The sequence below is a fragment of the Niameybacter massiliensis genome (genome assembly GCF_001282685.1).
GTDB classification, from domain to species: Bacteria; Bacillota; Clostridia; order Lachnospirales; family Cellulosilyticaceae; genus Holtiella; species Holtiella tumoricola.
On sequence record NZ_LN875035.1, the window covers coordinates 2,052,657 to 2,067,682 of the forward strand.

Annotated in this window: 12 protein-coding genes; all 12 read right to left on the reverse strand. The window is 35.5% G+C overall.

Annotated elements, in window-relative coordinates:
* Positions 1-4: 4 nt before the first annotated feature.
* Positions 5-877 (reverse strand): sigma-E processing peptidase SpoIIGA, encoded by an 873-nt coding sequence (locus BN2390_RS15160; protein ID WP_053985157.1) that lies wholly within the window; start codon positions 875-877, stop codon positions 5-7.
* Between the two features lie 109 nt (positions 878-986).
* Positions 987-2,102 (reverse strand): cell division protein FtsZ, encoded by a 1,116-nt coding sequence (ftsZ, locus tag BN2390_RS15165; protein WP_053985158.1) that lies wholly within the window; start codon positions 2,100-2,102, stop codon positions 987-989.
* Between the two features lie 81 nt (positions 2,103-2,183).
* Positions 2,184-2,903 (reverse strand): cell division protein FtsQ/DivIB, encoded by a 720-nt coding sequence (locus BN2390_RS15170; protein WP_053985159.1) that lies wholly within the window; start codon positions 2,901-2,903, stop codon positions 2,184-2,186.
* An 80-nt stretch (positions 2,904-2,983) separates the two neighbouring features.
* Positions 2,984-4,174 carry an FtsW/RodA/SpoVE family cell cycle protein gene (locus tag BN2390_RS15175; protein WP_053985160.1) on the reverse strand — a complete coding sequence of 397 codons (1,191 nt, stop codon included), beginning with the start codon at positions 4,172-4,174 and terminating at the stop codon, positions 2,984-2,986.
* A 5-nt stretch (positions 4,175-4,179) separates the two neighbouring features.
* Positions 4,180-5,538 (reverse strand): UDP-N-acetylmuramoyl-L-alanine--D-glutamate ligase, encoded by a 1,359-nt coding sequence (murD, locus tag BN2390_RS15180; RefSeq protein ID WP_053985161.1) that lies wholly within the window; start codon positions 5,536-5,538, stop codon positions 4,180-4,182.
* A gap of 15 nt (positions 5,539-5,553) precedes the next feature.
* Positions 5,554-6,507 carry a phospho-N-acetylmuramoyl-pentapeptide-transferase gene (mraY, locus tag BN2390_RS15185; protein ID WP_053985162.1) on the reverse strand — a complete coding sequence of 318 codons (954 nt, stop codon included), beginning with the start codon at positions 6,505-6,507 and terminating at the stop codon, positions 5,554-5,556.
* On the reverse strand, positions 6,500-7,888 hold the full coding sequence (locus tag BN2390_RS15190; protein ID WP_053985163.1) for a UDP-N-acetylmuramoyl-tripeptide--D-alanyl-D-alanine ligase: 1,389 nt from the start codon (positions 7,886-7,888) through the stop codon (positions 6,500-6,502). The genes mraY and BN2390_RS15190 overlap by 8 nt, the downstream gene beginning before the upstream one ends.
* Entirely contained in the window at positions 7,888-9,339 is a 1,452-nt protein-coding gene (locus tag BN2390_RS15195; protein ID WP_053985164.1) for a UDP-N-acetylmuramoyl-L-alanyl-D-glutamate--2,6-diaminopimelate ligase, read from the reverse strand. The genes BN2390_RS15190 and BN2390_RS15195 overlap by 1 nt, the downstream gene beginning before the upstream one ends.
* 72 nt (positions 9,340-9,411) lie before the next feature.
* Positions 9,412-11,361, reverse strand: coding sequence for a penicillin-binding transpeptidase domain-containing protein (locus BN2390_RS15200; protein WP_330373804.1), 1,950 nt, complete (start codon positions 11,359-11,361; stop codon positions 9,412-9,414).
* 70 nt (positions 11,362-11,431) lie between these two features.
* Complete coding sequence (locus BN2390_RS15205) at positions 11,432-13,600, reverse strand: penicillin-binding transpeptidase domain-containing protein (RefSeq protein WP_053985165.1); 2,169 nt, start codon at positions 13,598-13,600, stop codon at positions 11,432-11,434.
* A gap of 11 nt (positions 13,601-13,611) precedes the next feature.
* Positions 13,612-14,055 carry an FtsB/FtsL family cell division protein gene (locus BN2390_RS15210; RefSeq protein WP_053985166.1) on the reverse strand — a complete coding sequence of 148 codons (444 nt, stop codon included), beginning with the start codon at positions 14,053-14,055 and terminating at the stop codon, positions 13,612-13,614.
* 26 nt (positions 14,056-14,081) lie between these two features.
* Positions 14,082-15,017: a 16S rRNA (cytosine(1402)-N(4))-methyltransferase RsmH gene (rsmH, locus tag BN2390_RS15215; RefSeq protein WP_053985167.1), complete on the reverse strand. Its 936-nt coding sequence runs from the start codon at positions 15,015-15,017 to the stop codon at positions 14,082-14,084.
* Between the last annotated feature and the right edge of the window lie 9 nt (positions 15,018-15,026).

Genomic DNA, 15,026 nt, shown 5'->3' on the forward strand with positions numbered 1-15,026 from the left:
CCCCTTAAGATACCATCATATAATCAGGATGAATCAATGCTTTATAATCTTGTCCTCCAAAAAGTTCGTGAGATACAATACCTACTACACAATGATCTAATGTCTTTTGAAACATCCCCTTTTCCAAAATAATTTTTTCCATCATAAAGCCTACTAAGATATCTGATTTACAGCCCACACTTTCATAAGGAATGAGATATACTTTTTCATGTCCTCTCTTTTCTAACAAGCCTTCTATGCCTTGTGTCTGGTATATCTGTATCAATTCTTTTTCTTTTGTAGATAAGAGTTCACTCGCTGCCTCATAAGTCATTACTGTAACAGGTTTATGGGTTGTAAGTGTATAGAGACAGTTTCCTGAATCTAAAAATCCATTTACACAGATTTGCTTTCCCTTATGGCTAAGTGTCATTATATATTCAAAATGTGGCATTATAAATCGCCTTCTAATATAAGCACTCATGCCATATAACATCATCAAAACTAATGTACCTATTCCTAAGACAAGTACAAGAGATAAGTTTTGATCTTTACCTTGACTTAGAAACATATAGTAACCATTCCAAATCGCTCCGCCTATCAAAAAAGAAGCAAAATGACATGCAATAAAAGTTTTGAAAAATTCCTTATAGTTTTTTACCTTATATATAATCACAATAGGTATAATAGGAATTAAAAAATCATAAATATAAAATGGTAGTTGACTAAGTATGGGTACCAAGATACTTAAACAATAAAGTAATGCTGCGATAAAACCTCCTACTAGAAAGCGTATTTTAGAAGGAGATTTATTTAGGAAGATAGCAGCACTCATAAAGATCATGCAATCCATTACAAAATTAACTATAAATAACACATCTAAATATATAACTTGCAAGACCCTCCCTCCTTACAGCACTATTGTATAGTATTCCCCTTACAAATTTTGTAAAAACAAAGAAAAGTATAAAAAAAAGATACGACAATTATCGTATCTTTTTTCGTGATTATCTAGATCTTCTTAAGAAGTGTGGAATTTCCACTTGAACTTCTTGTGTTCTACCATATTCTTCTCTTCTAGCTGGAGCTGGTTCTTCTGCTCTTACACGTTGAACTGGTGCTTCTTCAGCTTGTTTTGGTTGTTCAAAACGTTGAGGAATAATTTCTTTATTGTGGAAATCTGTTGCAATAACAGTAATGATAATTTCATCACCAAGTTCTTCATTAATAGATGTACCAAAGATGATTTCTGCATCTGGGTCAACACATTCACAAATAAGGTTTGCTCCCATATTTGCTTCCATAAGGCCAAGTGATTCACCACCTGCCATGTTGATAAGTACACATCTTGCACCGTCAATTGTTGTATCAAGAAGTGGACTGCTAATTGCTTGTTTGATCGCTTCTTCAGCACGATTTTCACCTGAAGCACGACCAATACCCATATGGGCAACACCTTTGTTATTCATAATTGTGCGTACATCGGCAAAGTCAAGGTTGATAACACCTGGATTTGAAATAAGGTCTGCAATACCTTGTACACCTTGTTGAAGTACATCATCCGCCTTGCTAAAAGCTTCAAGCATTGTTGTTTTCTTATCAATAACTTGAAGAATTTTATCATTTGGAATAATTACAAGTGTATCAACTGATTTTTTAAGTTCTTCAATACCTTTTTCAGCATTGAGCATACGTTTTCTACCTTCAAAACCAAAAGGTTTTGTTACAACACCTACAGTTAAGATCCCTTGTTCTTTTGCTATACTTGCAATAACTGGTGCAGCACCTGTACCTGTACCACCACCCATACCAGCTGTAATAAAGAGCATATCTGTTCCTTTAATAGCTTGGATAATTTCTTCACGGCTTTCTTCGGCTGATTTTGTTCCTATTTCTGGATTAGCACCTGCACCTAATCCTCTTGTCATTTTCTCACCGATTTGAATTTTTGTTGGTGCTTGAGAACGTGCTAACGCTTGATGATCTGTATTAATTGTAATAAAGTCTACACTTGCAAGACCTTTTTCGATCATTCTATCTACAGCATTGTTACCACCGCCACCAACACCTATTACTTTAATTTGCGCCCCTTGGCATTCATTTTCCATACAAAATTCGAGCACAACTGACTCCCCCTCTGCTAATTTCTCTTCACTATATTAAGGTTCAATATAATTCAACTTTATGTAGGATAAAAAGTCGTATTAGTCTAATGGTGTAAGTACAGCTTGTCCATGTGCGATAGATGTTAAATCTAATATACCCATAGAATACCCATCATTTACCTTTACTAACCATTTTACCTTTTTGTCAAAATCTCTGATATTACCAATTATAACATCTAATTTATCAACATACAAGTGGATTTCTTCTAGATTTGAAAGGTCTATGCTCGTTACCTTCTCTGTAAAACCATATTTATCCAATACACCCATCATTTCATTCATAGTACTGACCTTTTCTGCATTCTCTGTACCTAGTTTTTCCCCTAACACAAAGTACTCAAATTGTAACCCTTCTAACACTGGAAGCTTAAGTCTTTTTTCTTTACTTTGTTCTAAAACAGTCCCATCTCCGTTAATACATAAATAACTATCATGAAAAGCTACATAACCTAATGGTCTTTTTTCATTCACTTCTACTCTAAGTGTATTCGGAAATTGATATTTTACATTTGCATGTTCTATAAAAGGTAAGCCTTCAATAGCTTTTTTTGCATCCTTTGTATCAATACTTAAAGGATGCATCCCTTTATCCAGTGCCGCTACCTTTAAAATTTCATTTCCATTATAATAATAGTTTCCAACAAGCTCAATCTCTTGAATATACCATACTGGTAAAAAGAGAATAATAACTACAAATAATATAATTGCTCCAATGCCATAAAGCCATTTAGTAAATTCTACTGTCTTATATTTCTTCATAAGTCCCTCCTCTACTTATCTTAAGTTTTTTTAAAGGGGTTGTTCCACTATAAAACTAGTGTAACAACCCCTTTATTTACTTACTCTTTCGGTTTGCCAATCGCTGACGTTCTCGATATATTAACCAAGATCCCTAAAGATCCTAATAAAATCAAAAGAGCTGTACCACCATAGCTGACCATGGGCAGCTGCATCCCTGTTGTTGGTACGGTATTTGTATTTACGGCTACGTTAATGAGTACTTGTACAGCAATCATTCCTGATATGCCTGTTGCAACAAGTGCACCAAAGAAATCCTGCGCATGTGCTGCAATACTAAATCCTCTTAAAACGAGTACACCATATGCAAGTAAAAGTAATGCCGCACCTACAAGTCCTAATTCTTCACAGATAACTGCAAAGATAATATCATTGTGAGGCTCTGGTATAAAGCCTAGCTTTTGGATGCCTTGCCCAAGCCCTGTTCCAAAGAGTCCACCTGAACCAATAGCATAAAGGGACTGAATTGGCTGATAGCCCCCTCCTACGGGATCGATCCATGGATCTTGCCAAATACGTATACGTGCAAGACGATAAGGTGCTAAAATCTCACCTAATGGTCCTTCAAACTGTACGTTATTTACGGCTATGTAATATACTGCAAATACCACTACGGTACCTACTATAACTAACGCTATGTAATACCACCATTTAGGCGTTGAGATGAAAATAATTAAAAAACCTACAAAAGCAATAACAATTGCAGAACTTAAGTTTTCTTTTGCAACAAGTAATGCCGGAATACCTACAAGTGCAAATGCACCAATAACATAACTCAATTGATCCATCTTCTTACGGTATTTCATAATATAAGTCGCAAGCATAATAATAACCGCAATCTTAACAATCTCTGAAGGTTGGAATTGAATTGGTCCAAGGTTAATCCATCTAGAGGAACCATTAACCTCTGTACCAAATACATAGGCACATCCTACTAAAATCATAGACACCACATAAAGTATACTTGCTAACTTAATATTAGCTAACATACGATAGTTGAAGAAATAGGTTACAAACATCATAGCTCCTATCCCTACAATTCCAAAGATTAATTGCTTTTTAGCAAAATGAAATGCATCTCCAAAGTTTGTCATTCCATGGTAGTGACTGGCACTATAAACCATAACCACTCCAAATCCTACAATGAGCACAATCATTGCAATAAGTAAATAGTCCGGTGAATGCTTGACCGGTGGCTTTTTTCTTTTGGTAAGTGCTTTAGATGTTTCCATTTACATCACCCTTCCAAATGATTCACTATTTCTTTAAATAAATCTCCTCTTTGTTCGTAACTTTCAAACATATCCCAACTTGCGCAAGCTGGTGATAAAAGGACACATTCTTCTTTTTGTGCTTCGCTATAAGCCGCTTTAATCGCTTGTGCAAAAGTTTCATATGCTTCATAAGCTATGAAACCTTGTTTGTTACACTCATCTATAATTTGGTCTTTACATTCACCAATTACGTAAAGCTTCTTAACACGTCCATCAAAAAGTTTTACCCACTCTTCGAAGGAAATCTTTTTATCCATTCCTCCACCAAGTAAGTGAATTGGCTTACTCATTCCTAAAAGACCACGTATAGCAGCATCTACATTAGTTGCTTTTGAGTCATTGTAATAATCTACACCTTTTTTAGTACACACATATTCCAAACGATGTTCTACACCCATGAAGCATTTAAGTTCATCTATGATAATAGAACGTGGTACTCCAAAAGCTGTACATATTGCAATCGCCGCTAGGGCATTTTCTATATTATGCGCCCCAACAATTTTTAATTCTGATACTGCACAAATTCTTTCAGTTTGTTGCCCAATATTTTCATAAAGTGCATCTGCTTCTTTATAAGCCCCTTGTGCTGTTTGCACATCACTATTGAAGGTAATCACATTTGAAGGTGCAAGTTTTTTTGCCTCTTCAAAATAAGGATCTTTTTCATTTAATACAATAGTATCTGCCACCGTCTGATTTTTGAATACATCATACTTGGCCTGACAGTAGTTCTCCATTGTTTTATGTCTATTTAAATGATCTGGTGTAATATTTAAGATAGCAGCCACTTTAGGATGAAAAGTTTTGGTTGTTTCTAATTGAAAACTACTTACTTCCGCTACAACAATTCCATCTTCCGGAATATCTAGTACATCTTCACTAAAAGCTCTACCAATATTACCAACCACATAGGTATGTTTGTTATAAGCTTTCATTATTTCACCAACAAGTGTTGTTGTTGTTGTTTTTCCATTTGTACCTGTAATAGCTACAATAGGTGCTTTACAAAAAGTTGAAGCATATTCTAATTCACCTATAATGTTTTTACCCCTATTTCTTGCTTCTTCCAAGAATGGTAGATCAGTTGGCACTCCTGGGCTTAAAATAATAAGATCATAATCTAAGAGTGATATATTTTCATCCAATTTAAATTGAATGCCCATTGCTCTTAAATCATCAATATCTTGTTGTACGTCTTGGTGGAAATTGCTATATGCCTTTTGGTCATAAACGGTCACTTCACATCCATTACGTTTTGCAAGCTTGCTTGCTGCAAGACCACTTCTTGCGCACCCCACAATAATTACATTTTTATTTTCCATCATCTATGCCCCCTATTATAGTGCAATTAAACCAATTAAACATAACATAGCTGTAATAATAGAAAAAACTGTTACAACCTTTGTTTCTGGCCAACCTGATAACTCAAAATGGTGGTGAATTGGTGCCATTTTGAAGAAACGTTTTTTAGTTTTCTTGAAGTAAGCCACTTGAATAATAACAGATAAGTTTTCAATTACGTAGATGAGTCCTACAATTAAAATAAAGAGTGGCATTTTCATAACAAAAGCCGTTGCAACAACAAAGCCTCCTAAAGCTAATGAACCCGTATCACCCATAAATACTTTTGCCGGATACGTATTAAAGAGTAAGAAGCCAAGTAAGCTTCCTACTGCTGCTCCTGCAATAGGTGTCACTTCACTCAATGTAACAAATGCTACTGCTGCAAAGAATGTCGCTACAAGAACAGTAACACTTGATGCTAGACCATCTAATCCATCTGTTAGGTTAACCGCATTAACTACTGCAATGACACCTACAATAAGAAGTGGCCAATATAAAATACCAACATCTAACATACGTCCATTTGTAAAGGGTAATAAAATTTGAGTGTCTATACCTACATAGAAGTATAATAAGTATGCAAAAATAAAAGTTACTGCAAGCTGACCTATAATTTTCTGCATAGGTGTAAGACCTAAAGAACGCTTTTTAACAATTTTGATGTAGTCATCTAAAAAACCAATAAATCCAAACCCAAGTGTAACAAACAAAATAGTTTGTAATGATTTGTTACCACTTATGAAAAGTAAACTTGTAAGTGTCATACTTATCAAAATAATGATTCCACCCATTGTTGGTGTACCTGATTTTTTAAGATGAGTACTCGGTCCATCATCTCGTACATTTTGCCCAAATTTCAGTCGTTTTAAAAACGGAATGACAAATGGACTGATAACGATGTTTAATAAAAATGCAATAATAACTGCATAAAAAACTTGATTATTCATTATCATTCACCTTTCCTATTGCTTTCACAATCTCTTCAAATTGCATGCCACGTGATGCCTTAAGTAACACGACATCTTCTGATTGAAGAATATTATGAAGGTCAAGAATTAAATCTGTTTTGTCTTTATAGTAGTTTACTATTAAAGTATCTTTTTTATGTTTATTTGCACCATCTGCAATATATTTTGCAAGGTCGCCTACTGCGTAGAGGACATCAATTGGAAGCTCTGCCACATAGTCACCAACTTGTGCGTGAAGCTCTGGAGCAAATTCTCCCATTTCAAACATATCTCCTAAAATTGCAATTTTTCTTCCTTGTGATTCGTATTCAGCTAAAACTTTTAAAGAAGCACACATAGAGTCCACGCTAGCATTATACGCATCATCTAGTACAGTAATACCATTTTTTGTCTTAGAAATATTCATACGCATCTTACTCGGTGTATATAACTTAAGACCTTCTTTAATTTCATCTTGTGTCATACCTAATTTTTCAGCAATAGCAATGGCTACTAAACTGTTATAAACCATATGAATACCAAGTGTTGGTATCACTACATCATATTTGTCATGTGGTGTAATAATCGTTGCATAAGTATCATGTCCCTTTGCTGAAACATTTTCACAACGATAATGGTTGTTTTCTCCTTCACCAAATTTAATCATTGGCCATTTAGTCACTTCTACTTGACTTAATAAATCATTATCTCCATTTAGACAAAGTAACCCATTTTCTTTTAAGCCATCCAGAATTTCCAGTTTAGCTTTTAAAATGCCTTCTCTTGAGCCTAAATTTTCAATGTGGGAAGTTCCTACATTTGTAATAACAGCTACATCTGGTAGTGCTGTAACACTTAAACGATGAATTTCATTAAAATGATTCATTCCCATTTCAATAACTGCTACTTGGTGTTCAGGTCTTAAATTAAATAATGTAAGTGGTAAACCTATCTCATTGTTAAAGTTACCTTGTGTTTTTAAAACATTAAATTTTGCACTAAGAACTGCAGCAATCATATCTTTCGTAGAAGTTTTACCAACACTCCCTGTTACCCCAATAACCGGAATTTCAAATAAACTTCTATAATATGCCGCAAGATCTAACAATGCCTTCTTGGTATCTGCAACAAAAATATGTAACAGACGCTCATCCCTAACTGTTAATTCCTCTGTCAACGTTGCAGTTGCACCAAGTTCTGCCACTGACGTAATAAAGTCATGTGCGTTAAAGCGTTCCCCCTTTAAAGGAACAAATAAGCTTCCTTCTTTTACTTTTCTTGAATCTGTTTCAATGGCTGTTATAAAGTTATTGCCATCAGGAGGAGTGTTTAAACATCTCCCCCCAATAGCGGCAATAATATCTTGTAAAAGCAGTTTCATTACTCTTCCCCCTGTATAAATGCGCGCACGATTTCTGAATCATCAAAGTGAATAATACGTTCTTTCAAAATTTGATAATTTTCATGTCCCTTTCCTGCAATCAATACAACATCATCTTTTCCTGCACGGTTTAATGCATGGTAAATTGCTTCTTTACGGTCTTCCATTTTAATATAGTCTACTTGATGACGCTTTACGCCTACTTCAACTTGATCTAAGATGGCAAAGGGATCTTCACTTCTTGGATTATCTGATGTAATGATGACTTCATCAGAGTATTTCGCTGCTACTTCTCCCATGAGTGGACGTTTTGTATTATCACGATCACCACCACAACCAAATACTGTGATAATACGACCTTTTGCAAATTGCTTGATGGTTTCAAGTACATTTTCAAGTCCATCTGGTGTATGTGCATAGTCTACAAGTACACTATAGCCTTTTGGTGAAGTGAAAGATTGTACACGACCTGGTACGCCTTTTACACCTTTTAAGTGCTCTACAATAAAGTCCATTGAAAGACCTAATTGTCTAGCAGCACAAATCACTGCAAGTGTATTATAAACTGTAAACTTACCTGGAATTGGAATTTCTACTTTGAACGTTCCTTCATCTGTTGTAAGTGTATAGGTTACACCCTGAGCTGTAATATGAATGTCTGAAGCTCTATAGTCTGCAGGATGATCAATACCATAGGTAATAACTTTACATGTTGCATTCTCCTTCATTACTTGAACATATTCACTATCTTCATTGAGAATACCTACTTCACAACGGTTAAATAATAAAGCTTTCGCTTTTGCATATTCATCCATTGTTTTATGAAAATCTAAATGGTCTTGTGTTAAATTTGTAAACATACCTACTTTAAAAGCACATTCATCTACTCTGTGAAGGGCAAGAGCGTGAGAAGATACTTCCATTAAACAATGACTTACTTCCTCATCTACCATTGTAGCAAGAAGTTTTTGTAGATCTGCTGATTCTGGTGTTGTATGTTGTGATTTTAAAATGGTGCTACCGATACGATTTTCAATGGTACCAATAATACCAATCTTCTTATTGTAAGCTTCTAATAATTGACCAAGTAAAAATGTAATACTTGTTTTACCATTTGTGCCTGTTACCCCAACAAGACTAAGTTTCTTAGAAGGATTGTCATAGAAATTCACTGCAAGACGTGCCATTACAGTACGTGTATTATCTACCTTAATCACTGTAATACCTTCTTTTTTAATTTCTACTTCATCTTCTACCACAATGGTTTTGGCACCATTTTCAATCGCTGCATCAATGTACTTATGTCCATCCGTACTAAACCCCTTAATAGCAATAAAGAGCCCGTTTGTTGTCTTAATACGTGAGTCATATATGATTGAATCAACTTCTTGATTAGGCTGACCCATAATCAAGTCGTAGGAAATATCTTTTAATAACGTTATGAGCTTCATAATGTCCTCCTCATGTAAATATACAAATATCTTAGTTATTATACCATGACTTGCTAGGATTAAAAAGAGAAGTTACTCTGTATATAGAAGAATTTTACTATTTTTATTAATCTCTTCTCCTGGAAGTGGGAATTGGTTAAGCACTAAGTCTCCAGAACCAATAAATTCTACTAAAACTTGTGATGAATTTGCTAAAATTTTGGCATCTTTCAAAGGTAGTGTTCTAAAGTCAGGTACTTTTACTTTTTGAGTCTCATCTAACTTAAGTTCTGCTTCATTATAGACTGGCTCAATACCTAAGTAAGGAAGCGTATTTGCCATAATTGTTTGCATAACTGGACCAGCTACAGCACCACCATAGTAAACACCTTTAGGTTCATCAATCAGAACAAGCCCTATCACTTGAGGGTCATCTGCTGGTGCAAATGCCATAAAGGAAGCAATATATTTTCCAGAACCACGAGGTAATTTTTGTGATGTGGCTGTCTTACCACCAATACGGTAACCTGGAATATAAGTTTTGCTACCTGTTCCTTCACTTACTACACTTTCTAAGATAACACGCATTTGATCACTGGTTTTAGTTGAAATAATTTGTTCTCCTTTATCATACTCAAATGCCTGTAAGACGTTTCCAGAATCATCTACAATTTCTTTCCCAAAATGAGGTGTAATAGTGTATCCACCGTTGATAATGGCTGATGCAGAACTCAGAAGTTGAAGGGGTGTAATTTGAAATGACTGACCAAATGACATAGTTGCAAGTTCTACTGGCCCCATCTTATCTGCTGAGTACATAATACCTACAGCTTCTCCTGGAAGATCAACACCTGTTTTCTTTTTAAATCCAAATTGGACCATATAGTCATGGAATCTAGTTGCACCGATTCTTTCACCTACTTCCATAAATACAGGGTTACAAGAATTCTGTACGCCTTGTACGAAAGTTTGATGTCCATGATTCCTTGGACTTCTCCAACACTTAATCGTACGTCCACCTACTACTTTACTTCCATTACAGTTAAATTCACTTTCTGGTGTAATAACACCACTTTCTAGTCCCATAGCTGATGTAAATACTTTAAATGTAGAACCAGGCTCATAAGTATCATTAATCGTAAAGTTACGCCACATTGCATTTAAGTAATCTTGCTTTTCTTTATATGTATATGTATGCCAGTTGGCAGAAAGCTCGGGATCATTAATGGTAAAAGGTTCATTAAGATCATATGTAGGATAGTTGGCCATTGCATAGATTTCGCCATTTTGAGGATTCATCAATACAATACTACCACGTTTGGCTTGTTTCTCTGTTACAACTTTTTCTATTGCTTGTGCTGCATATTCTTGAAGGGTAACATCTAGTGTGGTTACTAAATTAGTACCATTTTCAGGGTCAATACGTACTTCTACTTCTTCTTCTCTTCTTTCTCCATGTCCATTTGTCTCCATTAAGATTTTACCTTCTGTACCTTTTAGGTAAGAATCATATTGAACTTCTAGGCCTACAATACCTTGGTTATCTTTTCCTACAAATCCAATAACTTGTGCTGCAAGTGAGCCATATGGATAATAACGTTTTGAGTCTTCATCTACTTTAACCCCTGGTAAATTCATATTTCGAATTTCATCTGCAATATCTTTATCTACTTTAGTCTTAATACGTTCAAATGCCACACGCTTGGTAACCTTTTTGTACACTTCGTCATAGTTCATCTCCAGTTTCTCGGATAGAATTTTTGCTACCATTGCAGGGTCTGTTATTTGAGCATGTACGACACCAATAGTGGATACAGAACCACTTTGTGCAAGGACCTTCCCTGTTCGATCGTAAATTGTTCCTCTTGTTGGTGAAATTAATCGGTCCCTTGTATGTTGTTCAAATGCCTTATCTTGTAAAAAGCCCCCCATGCCAATTTGCACATATCCTAGCCTTACAATGAGAGCAATTAAAGCCACGGCAAATAGAACACTACAGATCATAATACGCTTTTTAATCGTTGTTGGTACTTGTTTTTTCACTGCAAAAGCCTCCCTTATAAAAATACATCTTCTATTAAATGTATTTTTATAAGGGAGGCTTTATGCTCATTTATTGCATTGTTTGTACAATTATTTTACTACCCTTTTCAATTTTGGTTCCTGCTTTAGGTACCTGATGGCTAATTGTACCATCGGATGCCCCTTCTAAACTAAAGACACCATCTACTATACGCCTTGCTTCATCTACTGTTAAACCTTCTAGCTCTGGAACAAGAGAAATTTCTTTTCCTTCTTCCGCTTCTAGATAAAGTTTAACTGTATCCTCTAATGGAAGCTTCGTTCCTTCTACTGGATATTGGTTGACGATTTTATTTCCTACCCCTATCACTTCATAGTTAAGGTTTTCAACTTCTAGACGTTTAATACCATCATATAGATCTAAATCTACAACACTTGGCACAATTGACATATCTACAATTGGAAGACTATCATCCCCTGTTGGTTCAATGCCTAAGTAAGGGAGTACATTTTCCATAATCTCTTTAAATGCCAATTTAGGTGTCGGATCTGTTTCTCCAATCTCATCAAATAAGACGAGTGCAACTACTTCCGGGTCATCTGCTGGTGCATATCCCATAAAGGATAAGATATGCTTTCCTTCACCACGTGGTAATTTTTCCGCTGTACCTGTTTTACCCCCAACGGAGTAGCCTGGCACAGCAGCTGCCGCACCTGTACCTGTCTTTACTACTGATTCCATATACTGCTGAACTTGACTTGTTGTCGCATCTGAGAAAATTTGACGTCTTACTTGAGGTATTGCCTCACTTAGTACATTGTTTTCATTATCAATCACTTTAGAAACAATATAAGGCTGCATTAAGTTCCCGCCATTAAGTAATGATGAAAATGCCGTAATAAGCTGAACCGGTGTCACTGTAAAAGTCTGTCCAATAGAACTTGTTGCTTTTTGAACTGGTCCTAATCCATTTAAGCTATGAATCATCCCTGCTGCTTCACCTGGTAAAGTAATCTGTGTTGTTTCACCAAATCCAAATTTTACAAAATACTCATAAAAAATCTCATCGGGAATATGTTGACTAATTTCAATCATCGCCGAGTTACAAGAGTTTGCAATAGCTTGTTCTAATGTCTGTACACCATGTCCTTGTCGTTTCCAACATCTAATTTTATCTGGTCCTACTTGACTTACGCCCGTACAGTTATAGTGTGCGCTTAAATCAATCAATCCCTCTTCTATAGCTTCTCCTACTAGAAGAGGTTTAAATGTGGACCCTGGTTCATATGGAATTTGAATATTGTAATTCTTCCATGCACGGTTTAAGGCTGCAGCTTGTTCTTCACTTGTTAGTGCATCCCAAGCCGCTTTACCCATTTGTTCAGTTAAATTAGTATATGTATTAGGGTCATAGTATGGATAAGAATACATACTATAGATTTCGCCTGTTTTAGGATTCATAATAATTGCTGCAGCATTAAGTGGTTTAACCTCTTCTACATACTTATTCATAGTTTGCTCAACATATTGTTGAATCACCTCATCTAAAGTAAGTACAATTGTATCTCCCTTTTGTGGTGCAGCTACTTCTGTTGTCACAATACTTTCCTCTTGTAACTTAGAATAGATACGCCCAGGTTTCCCTAGCATTTCTTGATTATATGCTTGTTCAATTCCATATTGACCTTCCGTCTTGTTGTAAAACCCTATAGTTTGAGCTGCTAAGCTACCTTTTGGATAATTACGCACAAAACTTTCTTCAAAATAAATACCTTTTACTTTAGCATCTTTAAGCATCATCATATCTTCTGCACTAATATCTTTCATCAATATACGATAATGACTATCCGGTGCACCTTCAACAATAGCTTTAATATCCGCTACACTCTTCTTACTATATTCAGCAAGGGTATTATAAGTATGTTCCTGTTGCTCATCTACTAGCTTCAAAATGTTAATCGGATCTAAAATAACATGATAAGAAAGCATACTTGTTGCAATCGTCTTATTATTACGATCTACAATACTTCCTCTTAGAGCATCTACTTCTTTTTCTGTACTCATTAACCTTGATCTTACTTGCTTTTCAAACTCTTCCCCTTTAACAATCTTAAAGTATCCAATACGGTATACTAAAAGTGCTACGCAAAAAAGCATCAGTCCTTTGACCCACCTCATACGTATTTGCATACGTTTCATATAATCTGATTGCTTTGTTCCATAGACGTTTTTCTTCTTTTTGTTTACTTTTTTACTCATTTTCTAGCCTCTTATTCATCATAAACCGTATAACTTTCCTGATCTAAACTTAGATAAACCACTTGATGTGGAAGTGGCTCAGACATATTAAGTTGCTCTTTTGCTACTTGTTGAATATGTTCTAAGTTAAGATTTGCCGCAATTGTAGCTTGTACACTATTGATAGCGCTTTGTGTTTCACGTAACTCCGTATTAATAAGCTTTAACTCACGCTGCTTAATAGCTAAATCTGAAGTTACGCTTACAAAACAAAAAGCGCCTACAAATAGAACAAGTCCACATACAGACATTTTACATCCAAAAATAATATCTTCTTTTGAACGTTTTTGTGGCTTTGGACGTTTTAACGGTGTAGAATCTGGTTTCGTTTCTGGTAAACGATAAGGTGAGTCTAAATAGTTAGGTGCTTCAGATCCGTATTGATAATGATATCTTCGTTTTGGATAGTCAGCCATCTAAATTCCCTCCCGATACTCTATTTTTATAATTTCTCTATAATTCTTAATTTCGCGCTTCTTGCTCTAGGGTTAAATTCAAGTTCTTCTTCTGATGGTAGAATAGGTTTTCTTGTAATCACGCGCACTTGTGGTGTCTTACCACATATACACATTGGTATATTTCTTGGGCATGTACAAGGGTCTTCTAATTCTTTAAAAGTGTGTTTTACAATCCTGTCTTCAATAGAGTGGAATGTAATGATACAAAGTCTTCCACCTTTTTTCAAGTAAGGTACTACATCTAAAATAGTAGGTCTAATAATATCTAATTCTTTATTTACTTCAATACGAATAGCTTGGAATGTACGTTTAGCTGGATGTGGACCGTCTTTACGTGCTTTTGCTGGAATTGCTCTTTTGATGACATCCACAAGTTCATGTGTTGTTTCAATAGGCTTTTCTTGTCTTGTCTCTACAACAAATTGCGCAATACGTCTAGCCCAATTTTCTTCACCATAAGACTTAATTACTTTAAAGAGTTCATCTTCGCTATATTCATTGACCACTTCATAAGCTGAAAAATCACTTTCCTGATTCATACGCATATCAAGTGGTGCATCATGCATATAAGAAAAACCACGAGAAGGTTCATCTAATTGATGAGAAGATACACCAAGGTCAATAAGCATCCCATCTATTCCGTCTGGAGCATGCTCTTTTAAAATTTCTGCCACCTCTGAAAAGTTATTATGAACCAATGTAACTTGTGGTTTCACATGTGCTAACCTTTCTGTTGAAGCTTTTAGTGCGTTTGTGTCCTGATCGATGCCAATAAAGTGTCCCTTTTCACTTAATCTCTTGCATACTTCTCCAGCGTGTCCAGCACCACCTAGCGTGCCATCAGCATAAGTGCCATCTTCTTTAATATCAAGTCCTTCTATACATTCATTTAATAATACTGATACATGTTCAAAATTCATTGTCATTCA